Raw genomic sequence first — 19,954 nt, forward strand, 5'->3', positions numbered from 1 at the left:
GATTGGCGCGGCGGTCATTCCGGGCAAGGCGAATAGGCCCATTTGTGATATCTTCCCCAAATCTTTTGAGGGGGAGATCACAATGACCGACATTCATTCCGCGCTTCATCACCACTATACCACCGGCACGCTGCGCGACGCTTTCATGGCCGGCATCCGCAAGAAGGGGGCCGATCCCGACAACCTTCATTTCGCCGATATCGAGAACGGCGATGAATTCCACACCGGCGGCGGGGTGGCGACCGATGATCTGCTGGCGCAGGTGCCGCTGACCCGGGGGATGCAGGTGGTCGACATCGGCTGCGGCGTCGGTGGTCCGGCGCGCAAGCTGGCGCATCACCATGGCGCCCATGTCACCGGGGTGGACCTCACGCCTGAATTCGTCGAACTGGCCGAGGAGCTGTCGGAACGCTGCGGCCTGTCGAAGCTGACCGACTTTCGCATCGGCAGCGGCACCGACCTGCCGCTGGACGACGCATCGCAGGACCTGGCCACGCTGCTGCACGTCGGCATGAACATCGCGGACAAGGCCACCCTGATGACAGAGGCCTTCCGCGTGCTCAAACCCGGCGGGCATTTCGCGATCTTCGACGTGATGCGCGGTGCGGGTGACGGTCAGCCATCCTATCCGTTGCCCTGGTCCAGCCTGCCCGAAACCTCGTTCCTTGAACCGCTTGAAGCCTACCAGAATCTGGGGGCCAAGGCCGGGTTCACCACCGTCGCCGCGCGCGATCGTTCGCAGTTCGCGCAGGACTTTACCGCCAAGATGAAGGCGCAGCTGGCCGAAAACGGCCCGCCGCCGCTTGGGCCGCATGTGATGATGGGCCCGAGTGCGCCCGAACGCATGGGCAACTTCAACGCCGCCATCGCCGCAGGGCAGGCGGCACCGACCGAACTCATTCTCAGAAAACCGGACTAGCTAGGGGAGCCGCGCCATGGCCGATCTCACGACTGACTTCCTGGGCATCAAAAGCCCCAACCCGTTCTGGCTGGCCTCGGCCCCGCCGACGGACAAGGAATACAACGTCCGCCGCGCCTTTGACGCAGGCTGGGGCGGGGTCGTGTGGAAGACGCTTGGCGCCGAAGGCCCGCCGGTCGTCAACGTCAACGGACCGCGCTATGGCGCGATCTGGGGGGCGGACCGGCGGCTTCTGGGGCTCAATAATATTGAGCTCATCACCGACCGCCCGCTCGAGGTGAACCTCGAGGAAATGACGCGGGTGAAGAAGGATTACCCCGACCGCGCGCTGATCGCCTCGATTATGGTCCCCTGTGACGAGGCCTCGTGGAAGGCGATCCTGCCGCGCGTGGCGGAAACCGGCTGCGACGGGATCGAGCTGAACTTCGGCTGCCCGCACGGGATGAGCGAACGCGGCATGGGCGCGGCCGTGGGGCAGGTGCCGGAATACATCCAGATGGTCACCGAATGGTGCAAGATGTACTACGACCGCCCGGTGATCGTGAAGCTGACGCCCAACATCACCGACATCCGCAAACCGGCCGAGGCCGCGCGGGCCGGTGGTGCCGACGCAGTGTCGCTGATCAACACGATCAACTCGATCACCCACGTGGATCTGGACCTGATGGCGCCGGAACCGACGATCGACGGCAAGGGCTCGCACGGCGGCTACTGCGGCCCGGCGGTGAAACCCATTGCACTGTCGATGGTGTCGGAAATCGCCCGCAACCCGGCGACGCACGGCCTGCCGATCAGCGGCATCGGCGGCATCACCACCTGGCGCGATGCGGCGGAATTCATGGTCATGGGCTGCGGCAACGTGCAGGTGTGCACGGCGGCCATGACCTATGGCTTCAAGGTGGTGCAGGAAATGATCTCGGGCCTGTCGCAGTGGATGGACGAAAAGGGCTATACCTCCACCGACCAGTTCATCGGCAAGGCGGTGCCCAATGTCACCGACTGGCAGTACCTGAACCTCAACTACGTCACCAAGGCGAAGATCGACCAGGACGCCTGCATCAGCTGCGGCCGCTGCTATGCCGCCTGCGAGGACACCAGCCACCAGGCGATCGCGATGAAAGAGGGCCGCGTCTTCGAGGTCATCGACGAGGAATGCGTGGCCTGCAATCTCTGCGTCAACGTCTGCCCGGTCGAGGACTGCATCACCATGGTCGAGATGGACAAGGGCGCGGTCGATCCGCGCACCGGTGTCGAGGTCGGGGATTACGCCAACTGGACGCAGCATCCCAACAACCCGATGGCGGTGAAGGCGGCAGAGTAAGCAAAGGGGGCTCTGCCCCCGTCCTGCGGACTCCCCCGGAATATGACAACCAGAGGAAGCAGGCGGCCCGCCTTCCCCTGGTCAGGTATCCTCGGGGGTGAGCGGCCAGGGGCCGCGAGGGGGCAGACAGCCCCCTTTTTCATTCCAGCCCGCGCCGTTTCGCGTCGGCCACGGTCAGCAGGTACAAAAGCAACCCCGCCACCGCCAGCGCCGCACCGACATAGCCCGAGGCCGGAAAGCCATGCCCGCCCGCCACGACCCGCGCGGCCAGGAAGGGGCCGAGGGCATTGGCGAAGTTGAAGGCGGCGTGGTGGAGCGAGGCGGCCAGCTGCTGTGCCTCGCCCGCGACGTTCATCAGCCGGGTCTGCATCACCGTCGACACACCGCCCAGCACGCCCATCAGCGCGACGGGCAGGGCCATGGTCCAGAGGCTGACCCCGGCGAGCATCGGATAGAGACCCAGCACAAGCGCCCCGCCGCCGAAGGACAGGATCGCGGTGCGGTTCATGTTGCGGTCCGCCAGCGCACCCATCACGAGGTTGAAGACGGTCATGCCCACGCCCGCGATCATCAGCATCAGGGCCACGGCGGTCTCGTCCCCGCCAAGCGTCGTCTGCACGTTCGAGGCGATGTAGGTATAGACCGCGAAGAAGCCGCCGAACCCGATCGCGCCGGTCAGCAGCGTCAGCCAGACCTGTCGGTTGCCAAGCGCGCCCAGTTCGGTCAGCGGGTTGGCCTTGGCGTCCGCCGGCGTGCGCGGCGCCTTGAGGTAGACCGCGAGCGCACAGGCCAGGGCGAGGGCGCTGACCATGTAGAGGCTTGAGCGCCAGCCGAGGTAGGTGCTCATGATGCTGGCCACGGGCACGCCGATGGTGGTGGCGATCGTCAGCCCGAGGAACACGCGCGAGACGGCGGTGGCCCGCTTGTGGCGCGGCACGACCGAGGCCGCGACCAGGGCCGCGACGCCCAGGTAGGCGCCGTGCGGCAGGCCCGAGGCAAAGCGCGCGGCGGTGAAGAGGCCGAAGGTCGGGGCCATGGCGGCCAGGGCGTTGAAGGCGGCGAAGGCCATCATCAGCCAGACCAGCAGGCGGCGTTTGCGCATCCGGGCGGCCGCCACCGACAGGATCGGCGCGCCGACCACCACGCCAAGCGCATAGGCGCTGATGGCATCGGCGGCACGGGCCTCCGTCACGCCCAGTTCGGCCGCGAAATCGGGCAGCAACGCCATGGAGGCGAATTCGGCCACCCCGATGGCAAAACCGCCCATGGCGAGGGCAAAGATCACCATGCCGGCGCTGACGTCCGGGCGGGTCGCGGTGGTCTGGCGAGAGGTCATCTCCGCTGTCTGGTCTGACATCTGTCGATCCGGAATTTGGGGGGACGGGTGGCTCCGTCCGGTCGCCTCCCTATGGGCAGACCTAACGGCTCTGCGCGCCAATGCAAGCGGCAAAGCGGGGCGGGCGGGTTTGCAGAAATGCGACGTTCAGGCGTCGGGCGACAGCAACCGGGTGAAGAGCGTGACCAGGTAATCCTCGGCCGCCGGGAAGGGGTCCGGCACCTCGGGCCCCAGCACCGCGCCGACCTGTACCTCGAAATCCGCGTAATGCTGCGTCAGCGACCAGATCGAGAAGATCAGGTGATGCGGATCCGAAGGCTTGAGCGCGCCCTGGTCCATCCAGCCGCGGATGATCGCCGCCTTTTCGTCGACCAGCGGCTTGAGGTCCGACGACAGCGTGTCGCGGGTGTGCGGCGCGCCCTGCAGCACCTCGTTGGCGAACAGGCGGCTTTCGCGCGGCATGTCGCGGCTCATCGCCAGTTTCGCGCGCACGTAGGTCAGGATCTCGTCCAGCGGATCGCCGCCCGCGTCGATCTTGCGCATCGGGGCAAGCCAGATGTCGAGCAGGCCGTTCAACAGATGCGTATGGATCGCTTCCTTGCTGGGGAAGTAATACAGCAGATTGGGTTTCGACAGGTTGGCGGCCCGGGCCAGCTGATCGACGGTAGAGCCGCGGAATCCATAGGTGGAAAAGACATCAAGCGCGGCTTCGGTGATCGTGGCGATCTTGTTTCGCTGGATCCGGGTCTGGCCCGCTACGCTGTCTTTCATGAGCCTGCCCCGGCCTTGCAAATCATGTACCCAGTGTTCGCCATATCGGGCCGCAGGTCCAGCCTTGACCAAAAAATGGTCGGCTTTCGGGACTGTTGCGGCGGTAAATTGGTGAAATTCTTGACTGGTCCCGGGCCTCTGATAGCTTCGGCTTTGACCGATTGGTCAAAATGCCAGCAAGCGCAGGAGAGCCGCCCATGCCAGCCCCCGGGGAAAACCTGAAGATCAACGGTGACCGTCTGTGGGACAGCCTGATGGAAATGGCCAAGATCGGGCCGGGCGTGGCGGGGGGTAACAACCGCCAGACCCTGACCGATGCCGACGCCGAGGGCCGCGCTCTGTTCCAGTCGTGGTGCGAGGCGGCAGGTTGCGAGATGGGGCTGGACACCATGGGCAACATGTTCGCCATGCGCGCAGGTACGGACCCGGATGCGCTGCCTGTCTATGTCGGGTCGCACCTCGATACCCAGCCCACGGGCGGCAAGTACGACGGCGTGCTTGGCGTTCTGGGCGGGCTCGAGGTTGTCCGCACGCTGAACGATCTGGACGTGAAGACCAGGCACCCGATCGTGGTGACCAACTGGACCAACGAGGAAGGCACCCGCTATGCCCCGGCGATGCTGTCGTCAGGCGTGTTTGCGGGCGTGCACACCGAAGACTGGGCCAAGGACCGTGTCGATGCCAAGGGCAAGCGGTTCGGGGATGAGCTGAAGCGCATCGGCTGGGAAGGGGATGAGCCTGTCGGCAGCCGCAAGATGCACGCGATGTTCGAGCTGCACATCGAACAGGGCCCGATCCTCGAGGCCGAGGGCAAGGACGTGGGCATCGTGACCCATGGACAGGGGCTCAGCTGGACGCAGGTGACGATCACCGGCAAGGACGCGCATACCGGCTCGACCCCGATGCCGATGCGCAGGAACGCGGGCCTCGGCATGGCCAAGGTGCTGCAGCTGGTGGACGAAATCGCCTGGAGCCATGCCCCCCATGCGGTTGGCGCGGCGGGCCATATCGACGTCTTCCCCAATTCGCGCAACGTGATCCCCGGCAAGGTGGTCTTCACGGTCGACTTCCGATCGCCCGACCTTGCGGTGATCGAGGACATGGAGGCGCGGCTTCGGAAAGAGGGGCAGGCGATCTGCGACGAGATGGGCTTGAGCGTCGAGTTCGAAAAGGTCGGCGGGTTCGATCCGGTCGAATTCGATGCGGGCTGTGTCGCCGCACTGCGCACTGCGGCGGAACGGCTGGGCTATTCGCATCGCGACATCATCTCGGGCGCGGGGCATGATGCCTGCTGGATCAACCAGGTCGCGCCGACGGCGATGATCATGTGTCCTTGCGTCGACGGTCTGTCGCATAATGAGGCGGAAGAGATATCGAAGGACTGGGCAACAGCCGGAACGGATGTTCTTCTGCATGCCGTGGTCGAGACGGCGGAGATCGTGGAGTAACGGGGGCCAGCCCCCGTACCCCCGAGGTATTTATGACCAGAAGAAGAACAGGTCAGGGAGAGTTTTCATGAGCAAGGTCATCAAGGGCGGCACGGTCGTCACGGCGGATCGCCAGATCAAGGCGGATGTGCTGATCGAGGGCGAGACCATCGTCGAGATCGGCGAGAACCTGAAAGGCGACGAGGTGATCGATGCCTCTGAGGCCTATGTCATCCCCGGCGGCATTGACCCGCATACGCATCTGGAGATGCCCTTCATGGGGACGACTGCGGCGGAGACATTCGAGACCGGCACATGGGCCGCGGCCTGTGGCGGCACGACGATGCTGATCGACTTCTGCCTGCCGGGCGAGGACGGGTCGATCAAGAACGCGATCCAGGAATGGCACCGGAAATCGGCGCCGCAGATCTGTTCCGACATCGGCTATCACATGGCGATCACCGGCTGGAACGAGACCATCTTCGCCGAGATGAAGGATGCGGTCGACGCGGGCGTGAATTCGTTCAAGCATTTTATGGCCTACAAGGGCGCGCTGATGGTCGAGGATGACGAGATGTTCGCGTCGTTCTCGCGCTGCCGCGAGCTGGGTGCGCTGCCGATGGTGCATGCGGAGAACGGCGATCTGGTCGATCTGATGCAGAAGAAGTTCCTGGCCGAGGGCAAGACCGGGCCGGAATGGCACGCGCGATCGCGCCCGCCGGAGTTCGAGGGCGAGGCGGCGAACCGGGCGATCACGATTGCGGATGCGGCAGGCACGCCGCTCTATATCGTTCATGTCAGCTGCGAACAGGCGCATGAGGCGATCCGCCGGGCCCGTCAGAAGGGCATGCGCGTCTATGGCGAACCGCTGGCGCAGTTCCTGACGTTGGATGACGACGAATACCTGTCTGAGGACTGGCTGCATTCGGCGCGCCGTGTGATGTCGCCGCCCTTCCGGGGCAAGGAGCATCAGGACGGGCTCTGGGCCGGCTTGCAGTCTGGCTCGCTGCAGGTGGTCGCGACGGACCACGCGGCGTTTTCGTCCGAACAGAAACGGATGGGCGTCGGGGATTTCACCAAGATCCCGAACGGAACGAACGGTCTGGAAGAGCGCCTCGGCGTGCTCTGGACCCAAGGGGTCGAGACCGGGCGGCTCACGCCCGAGGAATTCGTCGCCGTGACCTCGACCAATATCGCGAAGATCCTGAACATGTATCCGCAGAAGGGTGCCATCGTGCCCGGGGCGGATGCGGATGTCGTGGTCTGGGATCCGTCGATTTCCAAGACCATCTCGGCCTCGAACCACCATTCCATTCTGGATTACAACGTCTTCGAGGGCTACGAGGTGACGGCACAGCCACGCTTCACCCTCAGCCGGGGCGAGGTCATCTGGGCCTGGGGACAGAATTCGCAGCCCCAGCCCGGTCGCGGACGGTTCGTTCCGCGCAAGCCGTTTTCCTCGGCCGCGAAGGCGCTGTCGAAGTGGAAAGAGCTGAACTCGCCGCGCTCGGTCGCGCGTGATCCGATGAACATTCCGGCGGGGATCTAAGTGACTGCAACTCCTGTGATCCAGGCCAAGGGCCTCGATCTGACATTCCAGACCAACGACGGCCCGGTCCATGCCCTCAAGGGCGTGGACCTCGATATCGACAAGGGGGATTTTGTCAGCTTCATCGGCCCCTCGGGCTGTGGCAAGACCACCTTCCTGCGGTGCATCGCGGCGCTCGAACAGCCGACGGGCGGCACGCTCACGGTGAATGGCATGACGCCCGAAGACGCGCGGCTGGCGCGGGCCTATGGCTATGTCTTCCAGGCGGCGGGGCTTTATCCGTGGCGGACGATCGCGGGCAACATCAAGCTCCCGCTTGAGATCATGGGCTTTTCCAAGGCCGAACAGGCGCAGCGGGTCGAAAAGGTGCTTGAGCTGGTCGACCTTGCGGGCTTTGGCGGCAAGTTTCCCTGGCAGCTGTCGGGCGGGATGCAGCAGCGTGCCTCGATCGCGCGGGCGTTGTCGTTTGACGCGGACATCCTGCTGATGGACGAACCTTTCGGGGCGCTGGATGAAATCGTACGCGACCACCTGAACGAAGAGCTTCTGAAGCTCTGGGCGCGCACCGGCAAGACCATCGGCTTCGTCACCCATTCGATCCCCGAGGCGGTGTATCTCTCGACCAAGATCGTGGTCATGTCACCGCGTCCGGGCCGGATCACCGATGTGATCGACAGCCCGCTGCCGAAGGACCGGCCGCTCGACATCCGCGACACGCCGGAATTCCTGGAAATCGCACATCGCGTGCGCGAAGGCCTCAGGGCAGGGCATGCCTATGACTGACGCTCCGTCCCCTTGCTTCATCTTGCCAGAAATACTCATGGCGGTGTCCGTGGGACGGGCGGAAGCTGAGTATTTGAAGCAAGGTGAAGATCAGGAGGCGCGTCGATGAGAATGCTGGGCCCGGTCCTGATCGTCGTCGCGGCGATCGTTGCGCTCTGGTACGTCGCCTGCGTGCCGATGAACATCCACACCGCGCTGACCGATGCCGAACGCGCCGGTGTCGCCGTCAGCCCCGAAGGGGCTGCAGTGCGGCGGGACATGGGCGCGGTGCGGCTGGCGCTCGGCAATACCCATGTCTGGGGCGATACCTTTGCGCAGGACAAGCCGCGGCTGCCTGCACCGCACCAGGTGGCGGTCGAGCTGTGGGAGACCACGGTCGAGAAGAAGATCACTTCGAAGCGCAGCCTGATCTTTCACGGCTGGATCACCCTGTCGGCCACGCTCGTGGGCTTTGTCATCGGGTCGGTGGCGGGGGTGATGCTGGCCGTCGGCATCGTGCATTCACGCGCCATGGACATGAGCGTCATGCCTTGGGCGATTGCCTCGCAGACCATCCCGATCCTCGCCATCGCGCCGATGATCATCGTGGTGCTGAATTCGATCGGGGTGCAGGGGCTGCTGCCCAAGGCGATCATCTCGGCCTATCTGTCGTTCTTCCCGGTGGTCGTGGGCATGGTGAAGGGGCTGCGCTCGCCCTCGGCCATGCAGCTGGACCAGATGCGGACCTGGAGCGCGTCGTCGAACCAGACGTTCTGGAAACTGCGGATGCCGGCCTCGGTGCCTTATCTCTTTGCGTCCCTGAAGATCGGCATCGCGGCCTCGCTCGTGGGGGCCATCGTGGGTGAACTGCCAACGGGTGCGGTGCGCGGCCTTGGCGCGCGTTTGCTGACCGGCAGCTATTATGGCCAGACCATCCAGATCTGGTCTGCGCTCTTTGCCACCGCGATCCTGGCGGCGGCGCTTGTGGCAATCGTGGCCGGGCTGGAACGGGTGACGTTGAAACGCATGGGGGTGGGACGGTGAAACGTTGCGCGCCTAAATCCCCAGCCACTACGGTTGACTGCAAGCCACCTCTGGTTTGTGTCCCGCCCGGCGGTCACGCCGGGCAGCGCCGACCCGCCCCCCAGGGCGGCGCTTTCGCGCCACCCTCGGGTCGGCGCTGCCCTCACGTCTTCCATGTTGCCGTTGGAGGATCCCAATGACCCTCGTCATCGCTGCCTTCCTCCTCTGGGCCGCCGCGTGGTGGCTGAACGTGCGCATCGCCAATGGCCCGGGCTCGCAGACGCAGGCCGCCAAACTGGGCGTGTCGGCGATCTTTGGCCTGACGCTTCTGGTGATGTGGGAGCTTATCGTGCGGGGCCTGGGCGTGCCGCTGGTGATCCTGCCGCCGCCGACGATGATCGCCGAACGGTTCGCGGGCAGCCTTCCGATCCTCTGGGCGGATTTCGTGCAGACGGTCGTGAAGGGTGCGCTGTCGGGCTATGTGATCGGCTGCCTTGCCGCCTTCGGAACGGCCATTCTGGTCGACCGCAGCGATTTCCTGCGCCGCGGCCTGATGCCCGTGGGCAATTTCGTGGCCGCGCTGCCGATCGTGGGCACGGCGCCGATCCTTGTCATGTGGTACGGGTTCGACTGGCAGTCGAAGGCCGCCGTCGTCGTTGTCATGGTCTTCTTCCCGATGCTGGTGAACATCACCGCCGGGCTGCAGGAGACGACGCAGATGCAGCGCGACCAGATGAAGACCTGGGCGGCCAGCTATTGGCAGGGACTGTGGAAGCTGCGCCTGCCCGCCGCCATGCCCTTCGTCTTCAACGGGCTGAAAATTTCATCAACGCTGGCGCTCATCGGGGCGATCGTGGCCGAATTCTTCGGCTCTCCGATTGTCGGGATGGGCTTTCGCATATCAACATCCGTGGGACAGCTGGCGCTGGACATGGTCTGGGCGGAAATCGTCGTGGCCGCCATCGCCGGGTCTGCCTTCTACGGTGTCGTGGCCTTCATCGAACGCAAGGTCACGTTCTGGCACCCCTCGCAACGGGGGCAATAACAGGGAGCTAAACATGAAGACATTTCTGACCGGCGCGGCGACGGCGATCGCCCTTGCGCTTTCGGCGCCCGCCTTCGCGGCGAGCCATTCCGACAACTCCGTCAAGCTGCAGCTGCAGTGGGTGACGCAGGCCCAATTCGCGGGCTATTACGTCGCGCTTGAAAAAGGGTTCTACGAGGAAGAAGGGCTGGACGTCACAGTTCTGCCCGGCGGTCCCGACATCGCACCGCCGCAGGTTCTGGCCGGTGGTGGCGCCGATGCCATGCTGAACTGGATGCCCTCGGCGCTGGCCGCGCGGGAAAAGGGTCTGCCGGTGGTGAACATCGCGCAGCCGTTCAAATCGTCCGGCCTGATGCTGACCTGCTGGAAGGACACCGGGATTACCGGGCCGCAGGATTTCAAGGGCAAGACCATCGGCGTCTGGTTCTTCGGCAATGAATATCCTTTCCTGTCCTGGATGAGCCAGGAAGGCATTTCGACCGAAGGTGGCGAGGACGGCGTCACGGTTCTCAAGCAGGGCTTCAACGTCGATCCGCTGATCCAGCGGCAGGCCGACTGCATCTCGACCATGACGTACAACGAATATGGCCAGGTGCTGGATGCCGGTGTGTCCGAGGACGAGTTGGTGACCTTCAAGTACGAGGACATGGGCGTCGCGACCCTTGAGGACGGCATCTATGTGCTGGAAGAGAACCTTGCCGATCCGATGTTCAAGGAGAAGATGGTCAAGTTCGTCCGCGCTTCGATGAAAGGCTGGAAGTACGCCGAGGAAAACCCCGACGAGGCCGCCGAGATCGTGCTTGAGTACGACGAGACCGGCGCCCAGACCGAAGCGCACCAGAAGCGCATGATGGGTGAAATCGCCAAGCTGACCGCCGGATCCAACGGCGCGCTCGACGAGGCGGATTACCAGCGGACGGTCGACACCCTGCTGGGTGGCGGGTCGGATCCGGTGATCTCGAAGGCACCCGAAGGGGCCTGGACGCATGAGATCACGGACGAAGCGCTGAAGTGATCGGACGGGCCGGGCGCCCTGGCGCCCGGTGCCTTTGCCCGATCGACGGGCAAATTAATTAACGACGGCGCGTCGCAGGGCGGCGCGCCGTTCTGCTTTCCGTGGGGTTAAAATCTGGCGGAAAACGGCGTTTGATCCACAGTTTTGTGCACCTTTTTCGACAATCCTATCCGATATCACGCTTGTGGTCGGGGGGGCGGAGGGTCACACTAACGGGAAGTGGTTGAATCCGTGAACAGGCACCCCAGATTCAATTTGCGTGAACAGGAAAGTCCATGTGCTGCCAATTCTGGGGCCGAGGGCTTTGCCCAAGATAAGGAAAGAGCATGCAAGAGCCTCTGAACCCTTCGTATCCCGTCCTGCCGCTGCGCGACATCGTGGTCTTCCCCCACATGGTCGTGCCGCTGTTCGTGGGCCGCGACAAATCCGTCCGTGCGCTTGAAGAGGTCATGGCCGAGGACAAGCAGATCCTGCTGTCTTCCCAGATCGACCCGGCGGAAGACGACCCCCAGGCTGACGGCATCTATGACGCTGGCGTTCTGGCAAACGTTCTGCAACTGCTCAAGCTGCCCGACGGCACCGTGAAGGTGCTGGTCGAAGGCACCAGCCGCGTGCAGATCCTCGAATTCCTCGACAACCCCAACTACTTCGAAGCGCGGGCGGAATACCTGCACGAAGTTCTGGGCGACGAAGAGACGATCGAGGCGCTGACCCGCACCATCGGCGCGGAATTCGAACGCTATGCCAAGGTCAAGAAGAACATCCCCGAAGAAGCCCTGACGGCCGTGTCCCAGACGATGGAGCCGGAAAAGCTGGCCGATCTGGTCGCCGGTCACCTCGGCATCGAGGTCGAACAGAAGCAGGAGCTTCTTGAGACGCTGTCGGTCAGCGAACGGCTGGAAAAGGTCTATGGCCTGATGCAGGGCGAAATGTCCGTTCTGCAGGTCGAGAAAAAGATCAAGACTCGCGTCAAGTCGCAGATGGAGCGGACGCAGCGCGAGTACTATCTGAATGAGCAGATGAAGGCCATTCAGAAGGAACTGGGCGACGGCGAGGACGGCGAAGGCGAGATTGCCGAGCTGGAGTCCAAGATTGCCGAGACGAAGCTGTCGAAGGAAGCCCGCGAAAAGGCCGAGGCCGAGCTGAAGAAGCTCAAGAACATGTCGCCCATGTCGGCCGAAGCCACGGTGGTGCGCAACTACCTTGACTGGATGCTGTCGATCCCGTGGGGCGTGAAGTCGCGCGTGAAGAAGAACCTGCATTCTGCGCAGGATGTTCTGGACGCGGATCACTACGGTCTTGAGAAGGTCAAGGAGCGGATCGTCGAGTATCTGGCGGTTCAGCAACGCTCCAAGAAGCTGAAGGGGCCGATCATGTGCCTTGTCGGCCCTCCGGGTGTCGGCAAGACCTCTCTCGGCAAGTCGGTCGCCAAAGCCACGGGGCGCGAATTCATTCGCATCTCGCTTGGCGGCGTGCGTGACGAGTCCGAGATCCGCGGCCACCGCCGGACCTATATCGGCTCCATGCCCGGCAAGATCATCCAGGCGCTGAAGAAGGCGAAGACCACGAACCCGCTCATCCTGCTCGACGAGATCGACAAGATGGGTCAGGATTTCCGTGGCGACCCGGCCTCGGCGATGCTGGAAGTGCTTGATCCGGAACAGAACGGCACGTTCGTCGATCACTATCTCGAAGTGGAATACGACCTGTCGAACGTAATGTTCCTGACCACGGCGAACTCCTACAACATGCCCGGGCCGCTTCTGGACCGGATGGAGATCATTCCGCTGGCGGGCTACACCGAGGACGAGAAGATCGAGATCGCCAAGACCCATCTGCTGCCCAAGCAGGTCAAGAACCACGGGCTGCGCAAGGGTGAGTTTTCGATCGACGACGGGGCGATGACCGAAATCGTGCGCCGCTATACCCGCGAGGCCGGTGTCCGGAACCTTGAACGGGAACTGGGCAAGATTGCACGGAAGGCCGTCACCAAGATCATCAAGGGCGAGGATGAGGCCGTTTCGGTCACTGCCGAGAACCTCGATGATTTCCTGGGCGTGAAGAAGTACCGCTACGGTCTGGCCGAGAAGGAAGATCAGATCGGTGTTGTGACCGGGCTGGCTTATACCTCTGTCGGGGGTGACCTGCTTCAGATCGAGGCGCTGCGCCTGCCGGGCAAGGGTCGGATGAAGACCACCGGCAAGCTGGGCGACGTGATGAAGGAATCGATCGACGCGGCCTCGTCCTACGTGCGCTCAATTGCGCCCGAGATCGGGGTGAAGCCGCCGAAGTTCGACCTGATGGACATCCATGTCCACGTGCCGGACGGGGCCACGCCCAAGGACGGGCCCTCGGCCGGTCTGGCGATGGTTACGGCCATCGTGTCGGTGCTGACGCAGATCCCGGTTCGCAAGGACATCGCCATGACCGGCGAGGTCACGTTGCGCGGCAATGCCTCGGCCATCGGCGGGTTGAAAGAGAAACTCCTCGCGGCGCTTCGCGGCGGCATCAAGACGGTGCTGATCCCCGAAGAGAACGAGAAGGATCTGGCGGATATCCCGGACAACGTGAAGGAAGGGCTTGAGATCATCCCGGTCACCCATGTCCGCGATGTGCTGAAGCTGGCGCTGGTCGACCAGCCGCAGGCGATCGAATGGGATCAGGAGGCCGAGGACGCCGCAGCCGCCGCCCGTGCGGCCGCCGCAGCCGAAGCCGCCGTGGCAGCGGGCCGTCCGGCTCACTGACCCGATCTGGCACGACTATCAGGCGCGTCCCGGGACACCGGGGCGCGCTTTTTCGTGCTGCGGGGGCTTAGCCCGCCGCGCCGACGGCCACGATCAACGCGATCATCATCACCAGCGTGATCCCGGACGACGAGGAAGTGGTTTCCTCGACGATCACCGGGGCTTCGATCATCGGCTCACTGTAGGACCCGGCATGGGACGCAGTGCCAAGCAGACCGGCGGTGCAGGCGGCCAGTACGAATGTCTTCATCTGATAACTCCTCTTGGGCAAATGGGGACGACAGGGCAGTCACTGTCGCCGCGCCCTTGTGTTGCAAACCGGGCCAGTTTTTCGGGCTGATGACCTTAGGTCAATCAATTTGAGCGATATCAGAATGGGCAGTCTGTCCAATTGTGCGCCCCGGGCTGGACCGGCACGGGTCACCGTCGCGGCCAAAGCTGGCAATGCGCAGGGCCTTCCTGTAGTCGGAAGGTACCCAGAGCAAGAGAGCCCAATGGCCAACATACCGACCGACCCGAGTGACGACACTGACGATCAGACGCCCCAGGCCAAGGCCCGCGACGCGGCGCGCAAGGCGGCGCAGGCGGCAGCGATTGTCGAAACCTATGCCGCGCAGGTGCCCGTCGCGGCCTCGGGTGGGCCGGTACGGGCGATGCCGCCTGCCGTTGCCACCGATCTGGACACGTTGAAACTGCGCGAACTGGTCGAGGTCGCCGCGGGGTCCGGCGATCTGAAAAAGCCTGCCGCCAAGGCCGCCATCGAGTCCGCCCTGGCGGTTCTGGGCACGGCGCTTGCTCAGGGGCGCGAGGTCAATCTGCCGGGGCTGGGCAAGGTCAAGATCAAGCGGTCCCAGTTGAAGAACGGCCAGCGGATCACCGAGCTGCGGCTGCGCCAGAAATTGGACGGTGAAGACGGCAATCAGAGGGTTGCAGAGGACGCCAAGGGGGGCTAAAGAGCGGCCCAATGGGTGATTAGCTCAGTGGTAGAGCGCTTCGTTCACATCGAAGATGTCAGGGGTTCAAATCCCTTATCACCCACCATTTTCCTTCATTCTGTATTTGAACAGTTCTGGCTCGCGGTGCGGGGTCGGGTCCTCGGCGGTGCGTGCCAGCACGCACCCTACGGTCTTCGGCGACTTCGGTTTTGTTTGGCAGGTGAGAAATTCCCTTCGCGGGGACCCCGGCGTCGTGAATTAGCGATGAGCAGTGCCAGCGCCGGACCGGGGGCGGCGCTGCTGACCTTGGTCAAGAGCACTTTATGGCTGCCAAACACATCTTCCAAATGAGCTATGTCCATGCGTCGACAAAGCGCCGACCCATGGGGCCGGTCCGGCGCTGGCACGGCGGGCCTGCGGCCCTTGATTCCGTGCCGGGCGCTGTTGAAATGCCTGCTGCGACGCCTTCGCCGCTAATACTCGCCGCGCCTCACAACTCCCTAGGCTCTTTCGCCAACAGTGTCAGCACGTCGTATTGCGCGACCACCGCCTCTCCGTCGCGCAACACGGTGCAATCCCAACGAACCTCGCCATGGGGCTCGCCCTCGCGCGGGGTGATCTCTTTCGCCGTCAGGATCACCGACAGCGCATCCCCCGGTGACACGGGGGCCATGAACCGCAGGGAATCCAGCCCGTAGTTCGCCAGAACCGGCCCTTCGGACGGTTCAACGAATAGACCTGCCGCGAAGCTGACGATCAGGTAGCCGTGGGCCACGCGGCCGGGGAAGAACGGGTTCCGCTTGGCCGCGTCCTCGTCCATGTGGGCATAGAAGGTGTCGCCGGTGAAGTTGGCGAAATGTTCGATGTCGTCCAGCGTCACGACACGCGATGCCGTGCGGATCGTGTCACCGACCTCAAGTTCCGCCAGCGATTTCAGGAACGGGTGCCGGTCATCGCGTGTGGCCGCCCCCGGCGCCCAGACGCCGGTGACGGCGGTGATCTGGTCGGGCGTGCCCTGAATGGCCACCCGGTGCATATGGTGATGCACCGCGCGCATCCCGCCCAGCTCCTCTCCGCCGCCCGCGCGGCCCGGGCCGCCGTGGATCAGCACGGGCAGGGGGGAGCCATGGCCGGTCGAGGATTTGGCGGACGCCCGGTTGCCGAAATGGATCCGCCCGTTGAGCCGCGCAATCCCCAGCCCGATCTCGCGCGCAACATCCGGGTCGTCGGTAAAGACCGAGGCGACCAGCGACCCGCCGCCCTTGTTGGCGATCTGGATCGCTTCTGCGCCGGTTCCGTAGGGCATCAGCGTCGCGACCGGGCCAAAGGCTTCGACCTCGTGCGGGGCCTTGGCGGTCAGCGGCGTGTCGCAGCGCAGCAGGGTCGGCGGATGCCAGGTGCCGCGCGGGGCGCCGCCGGTGACGATGTTGGCCTCGGCTTCCAGCTGATCGACGGCGGCACGCACATCGGCGCATTGCGCGGCCGAGACCAGCCGCCCCATGTCGTCGGGCTTGGTCAGGTTGATCCGGTCGACCAGCGCTTTCTGCACGGCGTCCAGCACCGCAGCGGGCACGATGACACGGCGGATGGCGGTGCATTTCTGCCCGGCCTTCACGGTCATCTCGCGGTGCACTTCCTTGACGAACTGGTCGAACTCGGGCGCATCCGGCGTCACGTCCGGCCCAAGGATCGCGGCGTTCAGGCTGTCCGCCTCGGCGTTGAAGGGCACCGAATTGGCGATGACGGTCGGGTGGGCACGCAGCTGCCGCGCCACGGTGGCAGAGCCGGTGAAGGACAGCATGTCCTGCGCGGTGAGGTGATCCAGCAGGTCGCCCGCACCGCCACAGATCAGCTGTACCGCGCCCTCGGGCACCAGCCCGGTGTCCAGCATCATCCGCACGCAGAGTTCCGTCAGATGGGAGGTCTGCCGTGCGGGTTTGACCAGAACGGGCATTCCGGCGATCCAGGCCGGAGCAAGCTTTTCCAGCATCCCCCAGACGGGGAAGTTATAGGCGTTGATCATCACCGCCACGCCTTCGCGCGGAACGCGGATGTGCTGGCCCAGGAAGGTGCCGTCCTTCGACAGGACCTCTGGCGCGCCATCCTTCATGACGTTCTGGTTCGGCAGTTCGCGCCGCGCGCGCGAGGCATAGGTCAAAAGCGTGCCGATGCCGCCGTCGATATCGACCCAGCTGTCGGACCGCGTCGCGCCGGTCGAGGTCGACAGCGTATAAAGCTCTTCCTTCCGCTCCATCAGCTTTTGCCCGATGGCTTTCAGCATCAGGGCGCGGGCATGTGGTGTCATGGCGCGAAGGGCCGGGCCGCCGGTGGTGCGGGCATAGTCCAGCACCGGGGCCATGGGGGGCGTGTCGCCGGTTTCCGCGATGATATCGCCGCTATAGGCGTCGTGCAGGGGCGTGCCGGTGCCGGTGGCCGGGGTCCATGCCCCGGTGATGAAATGCTCAAGGCGGCGCATGGGGTCTCCTCCCGTTTGCGAATTAGGGCGCGGCGGGTGTCAGTGGCTCTCGTATTCCACGGTGATCTTGTCGGTCATCGGAATGGCCTGACAGCTGAGGACAAGGCCGCGTTCGACCTCGTAATCCTCAAGCGCATAGTTCTGCATCATCTCGACCTCGCCCGACTTCAGGCGGCACATGCAGGTCGAACAGACCCCGGCCTTGCAGGAATAGGGCGCGTCCAGCCCATGTTCCCGCGCGGCCTCCAGAACGGATTGTCCGCGGCGCGGCATGTCAAAGCTGTGGGCATGGCCGTCGATGATGACGGTGGCCTGCACCATGTCGCCGCTGGCCTTCGCGGCTTCGGCCTCGGCACGGCGGGCGGCGCGGCCGGGCTGGTCGCTCAGGAACAGTTCGAAATGGATCTGGTCCTTCGACAGCCCCGCAGCGGCGAGGGCAGAGGCGACGCCATCCATCATCGGCTTCGGCCCGCACAGATAGGCGGCGGTCAGCCCGTCGACTGGCACCCAGCCGGTGAACAGGTCCTTCGCCTTGGCTTCGGTGATCTGGCCGGAGAACAGCGGGATCTCCTGATCCTCGCCGTCGAAGACATGCACGATCGAAAGGCGGGTGAGGAAGCGGTCCTTCAGCTCTGCGATCTCGGATTTGAACATGATCGAGGCCGTGTCGCGGTTGCCGTAGATCAGGGTGACGCGGGCGTCCGAGGTTTCAAGCAACGTCTTCGCGATGGACAGAACGGGCGTTATGCCAGACCCGCCGGCGATCAACAGGTAGTGGCCCGTCGGCGCCTCTGGCGCGGTGAACCGGCCCTGCGGTGGCATGACGTCGACCACGTCACCGATGTGCAGGTCTTCCTTGGCAAAGGAGGAAAACGCCCCGCCCGCGACCCGTTTGATCCCGACGCGCAGGCCCTCGGTCGGCGTGGCGCAGATGGAGTAGCTGCGGCGCAACTCCTCTCCGTCGAAGTCACGGCGGAAGGTCAGGTATTGGCCGGGCCTATAGGCGAAATGCGCGGCATCCTCGGGGCGCGGAGCCAGCGAAACGACCACCGCGTCGCGGGTGTCGTGGCGGATGTCGGTGACGGTGAGGGGGTAGAACTGGTCCATCATATCGCCTTGAAATAGTCGAAGGGTTCCAGGCAGGCGTTGCAGCGGAACTGCGCCTTGCAGGGGGTGGATCCGCGCCCCGCGATCAGCGCGGTATCGGCGCTGCCGCAGAGCGGGCAGTCGGGGGATTGGGCCGAGAGCATGCCGGCGCAATTGGCCGCCGCCATGGTGGGCGGCGCGATGCCATAGGCGCGCAGCTTTTCGCGCCCCTCTGCCGTGATCCAGTCGGTGGTCCAGGCAGGGGACATCTGCGTGTTGATGCGCACCTTCTCGGCGCCCTGTCGCAGCAGCGCGGTTTCGATATCCAGCGCGATCACCGCCGTGGCCGGGCATCCGGTGTAGGTCGGCGTGACCGTGACGACCAGCGTGTCGTCGTCATAGGCCACGTCGCGCACGATGCCGAGGTCGACCAGCGACACCGCCGGGATCTCCGGGTCGGGCAGGGTGGCGACCAGCGCCTTGGCGTCCGAAAGGGCCAGCATCCTACCAGCGCGCATCCGGGTGCGCGCGCGGCACGGACTGCATCACGGCTAGCAGGTAGCCCATGTGTTCGGAATGGTTGCCGGTGCGGCCCCCGGTCCGGCGCGGACCTTCGGGTGCGGTCAGGGTGGCCTTGGCAAAGGTCTCGGCCGTCTCCTGCGCGAACCGCGTCGCGATCCGCTCGCCCTCGGGGATCACCCCCTCGGCCACCAGTGCCGCGTCCGCGTCGTCGCGGGCCAGCAGATCGGCGGTGAAGGGCCAGAGCCAGTCGAGCGCATCCTGCATCCGCCTGTGGCTTTCGTCGGACCCGTCGCCCAGCCGGATGATCAGGTCGCGCGAGCGGTCGATGTGATAGCGCACCTCCTTGACCGCCTTGGCGGCGAGCTCCGCGATCTGCTGGTTTGAGGACGTCACCAGCCCTTCCAGCATCGGCAGGTGCCAGGCGTCAAACAGGTACTGCCGCATCAGCGCATGGGCAAAATCGGTGTTGGGCTGTTCGACGAGCAGGGTGTTCAGGTACTCTCGTTCACCCCGGAAAAACGCGAGCTTGTCGGGGCTCTGGCCCAGCTCCTCGGCGATCATCCCGAACCACTGTTGGGTCTGGCCGATCAGGTCGAGGCCCATGTTGGCAAAGGCGATATCCTCTTCCAGCACAGGCGCATGGCCGCACCATTCGCCGGTGCGCTGGCCGAGGATCAGGGCATTGTCTCCCATCCGCAGGCAGAAGGTCGCAAAGGGCGTCATCACATCGCGCCTATGTCGTCGGGGATGTCGAAAAAGGTGGGGTGGCGGTAGATCTTCGACTCCGACGGGGCAAAGTTCTGTTCGGCCTCGGACGGGTCCGACGCGGCGATCGCCGCCGAGGGCACAACCCAGATCGACACGCCTTCGTTGCGGCGGGTGTAGACGTCGCGGGCGTTCTTCATGGCCAGTTCAGCGTCGGGCGCGTGCAGCGATCCGACGTGGCGATGCGCAAGGCCGTGCTGGCCCCGGATGAAGACCTCCCAGAGGGGAAATTCCGTTTTCGATGTGGGGCTCATGGAA

General features: G+C 64.5%; 18 protein-coding genes and 1 tRNA gene. 11 read left to right on the plus strand and 8 right to left on the minus strand.

Annotated elements, in window-relative coordinates:
• Positions 1-82: 82 nt before the first annotated feature.
• Together E4S58_RS16245 and preA are read left to right on the plus strand one after the other, a co-directional pair.
• Positions 83-919, plus strand: a complete 837-nt coding sequence (locus E4S58_RS16245) for a class I SAM-dependent methyltransferase (protein ID WP_169052696.1) — start codon at positions 83-85, stop codon at positions 917-919.
• A 16-nt stretch (positions 920-935) separates the two neighbouring features.
• Positions 936-2,240, plus strand: coding sequence for an NAD-dependent dihydropyrimidine dehydrogenase subunit PreA (gene preA, locus E4S58_RS16250; protein WP_136637496.1), 1,305 nt, complete (start codon positions 936-938; stop codon positions 2,238-2,240).
• 139 nt (positions 2,241-2,379) lie between these two features.
• On the opposite strand, the gene E4S58_RS16255 is transcribed toward preA, so the two are convergent.
• Positions 2,380-3,597: an MFS transporter gene (locus tag E4S58_RS16255; protein ID WP_240789577.1), complete on the minus strand. Its 1,218-nt coding sequence runs from the start codon at positions 3,595-3,597 to the stop codon at positions 2,380-2,382.
• Positions 3,598-3,723: 126 nt separating this feature from the next.
• On the minus strand, positions 3,724-4,347 hold the full coding sequence (locus E4S58_RS16260) for a TetR family transcriptional regulator C-terminal domain-containing protein (protein WP_136637497.1): 624 nt from the start codon (positions 4,345-4,347) through the stop codon (positions 3,724-3,726).
• Positions 4,348-4,544: 197 nt separating this feature from the next.
• Here E4S58_RS16260 and E4S58_RS16265 point away from each other — a divergent pair, with 197 nt between their 5' ends.
• The 7 genes from E4S58_RS16265 to lon all read left to right on the plus strand — a co-directional run bounded on the left by E4S58_RS16265 (position 4,545) and on the right by lon (position 13,912).
• Positions 4,545-5,795 carry a Zn-dependent hydrolase gene (locus E4S58_RS16265; RefSeq protein ID WP_136637498.1) on the plus strand — a complete coding sequence of 417 codons (1,251 nt, stop codon included), beginning with the start codon at positions 4,545-4,547 and terminating at the stop codon, positions 5,793-5,795.
• A gap of 67 nt (positions 5,796-5,862) precedes the next feature.
• The gene (gene hydA / locus E4S58_RS16270; protein ID WP_136637499.1) at positions 5,863-7,323 is read left to right on the plus strand and encodes a dihydropyrimidinase; all 1,461 of its coding nucleotides are present in this window, start codon (positions 5,863-5,865) and stop codon (positions 7,321-7,323) included.
• Positions 7,324-8,106 carry an ABC transporter ATP-binding protein gene (locus E4S58_RS16275; RefSeq protein WP_338101531.1) on the plus strand — a complete coding sequence of 261 codons (783 nt, stop codon included), beginning with the start codon at positions 7,324-7,326 and terminating at the stop codon, positions 8,104-8,106.
• Between the two features lie 105 nt (positions 8,107-8,211).
• Complete coding sequence (locus E4S58_RS16280) at positions 8,212-9,129, plus strand: ABC transporter permease (RefSeq protein WP_136637500.1); 918 nt, start codon at positions 8,212-8,214, stop codon at positions 9,127-9,129.
• Positions 9,130-9,304: 175 nt separating this feature from the next.
• Positions 9,305-10,153 (plus strand): ABC transporter permease, encoded by an 849-nt coding sequence (locus E4S58_RS16285; RefSeq protein WP_136637501.1) that lies wholly within the window; start codon positions 9,305-9,307, stop codon positions 10,151-10,153.
• A gap of 13 nt (positions 10,154-10,166) precedes the next feature.
• The gene (locus E4S58_RS16290; protein ID WP_136637502.1) at positions 10,167-11,168 is read left to right on the plus strand and encodes an ABC transporter substrate-binding protein; all 1,002 of its coding nucleotides are present in this window, start codon (positions 10,167-10,169) and stop codon (positions 11,166-11,168) included.
• A gap of 326 nt (positions 11,169-11,494) precedes the next feature.
• Positions 11,495-13,912 (plus strand): endopeptidase La, encoded by a 2,418-nt coding sequence (gene lon, locus E4S58_RS16295; protein ID WP_136637503.1) that lies wholly within the window; start codon positions 11,495-11,497, stop codon positions 13,910-13,912.
• 67 nt (positions 13,913-13,979) lie between these two features.
• Here the strand turns inward: lon and E4S58_RS16300 are convergent, their stop codons facing one another.
• Positions 13,980-14,162, minus strand: a complete 183-nt coding sequence (locus E4S58_RS16300) for a hypothetical protein (protein WP_136637504.1) — start codon at positions 14,160-14,162, stop codon at positions 13,980-13,982.
• 244 nt (positions 14,163-14,406) lie between these two features.
• On the opposite strand from E4S58_RS16300, the gene E4S58_RS16305 reads away from it, so the two are divergent.
• Both E4S58_RS16305 and E4S58_RS16310 read left to right on the plus strand, forming a co-directional pair.
• Complete coding sequence (locus E4S58_RS16305; RefSeq protein ID WP_136637505.1) at positions 14,407-14,865, plus strand: HU family DNA-binding protein; 459 nt, start codon at positions 14,407-14,409, stop codon at positions 14,863-14,865.
• Positions 14,866-14,878: 13 nt separating this feature from the next.
• Positions 14,879-14,953 (plus strand) — tRNA-Val (locus E4S58_RS16310).
• A gap of 384 nt (positions 14,954-15,337) precedes the next feature.
• Here E4S58_RS16310 and paaZ read toward each other — a convergent pair.
• From paaZ to paaB, 5 genes are read right to left on the minus strand one after another with little or no spacing between them, the layout of a single operon-like run.
• Positions 15,338-17,323 (minus strand): phenylacetic acid degradation bifunctional protein PaaZ, encoded by a 1,986-nt coding sequence (gene paaZ, locus E4S58_RS16315; protein ID WP_136637506.1) that lies wholly within the window; start codon positions 17,321-17,323, stop codon positions 15,338-15,340.
• A 39-nt stretch (positions 17,324-17,362) separates the two neighbouring features.
• Positions 17,363-18,430 (minus strand): ferredoxin--NADP reductase, encoded by a 1,068-nt coding sequence (locus E4S58_RS16320; protein WP_136637507.1) that lies wholly within the window; start codon positions 18,428-18,430, stop codon positions 17,363-17,365.
• Positions 18,430-18,912 (minus strand): 1,2-phenylacetyl-CoA epoxidase subunit PaaD, encoded by a 483-nt coding sequence (paaD, locus tag E4S58_RS16325; RefSeq protein WP_205965404.1) that lies wholly within the window; start codon positions 18,910-18,912, stop codon positions 18,430-18,432. Before paaD ends, E4S58_RS16320 begins: the two co-directional genes overlap by 1 nt.
• Before the next feature lies 1 nt (position 18,913).
• Positions 18,914-19,654: a 1,2-phenylacetyl-CoA epoxidase subunit PaaC gene (gene paaC / locus E4S58_RS16330; RefSeq protein WP_136637509.1), complete on the minus strand. Its 741-nt coding sequence runs from the start codon at positions 19,652-19,654 to the stop codon at positions 18,914-18,916.
• Complete coding sequence (paaB, locus tag E4S58_RS16335) at positions 19,654-19,950, minus strand: 1,2-phenylacetyl-CoA epoxidase subunit PaaB (protein ID WP_136637510.1); 297 nt, start codon at positions 19,948-19,950, stop codon at positions 19,654-19,656. The genes paaC and paaB overlap by 1 nt, the downstream gene beginning before the upstream one ends.
• Positions 19,951-19,954 lie beyond the last annotated feature (4 nt).

Source organism: Pseudooceanicola onchidii (genome assembly GCF_004959925.1).
Classification (GTDB): domain Bacteria; phylum Pseudomonadota; class Alphaproteobacteria; order Rhodobacterales; family Rhodobacteraceae; genus Pseudooceanicola; species Pseudooceanicola onchidii.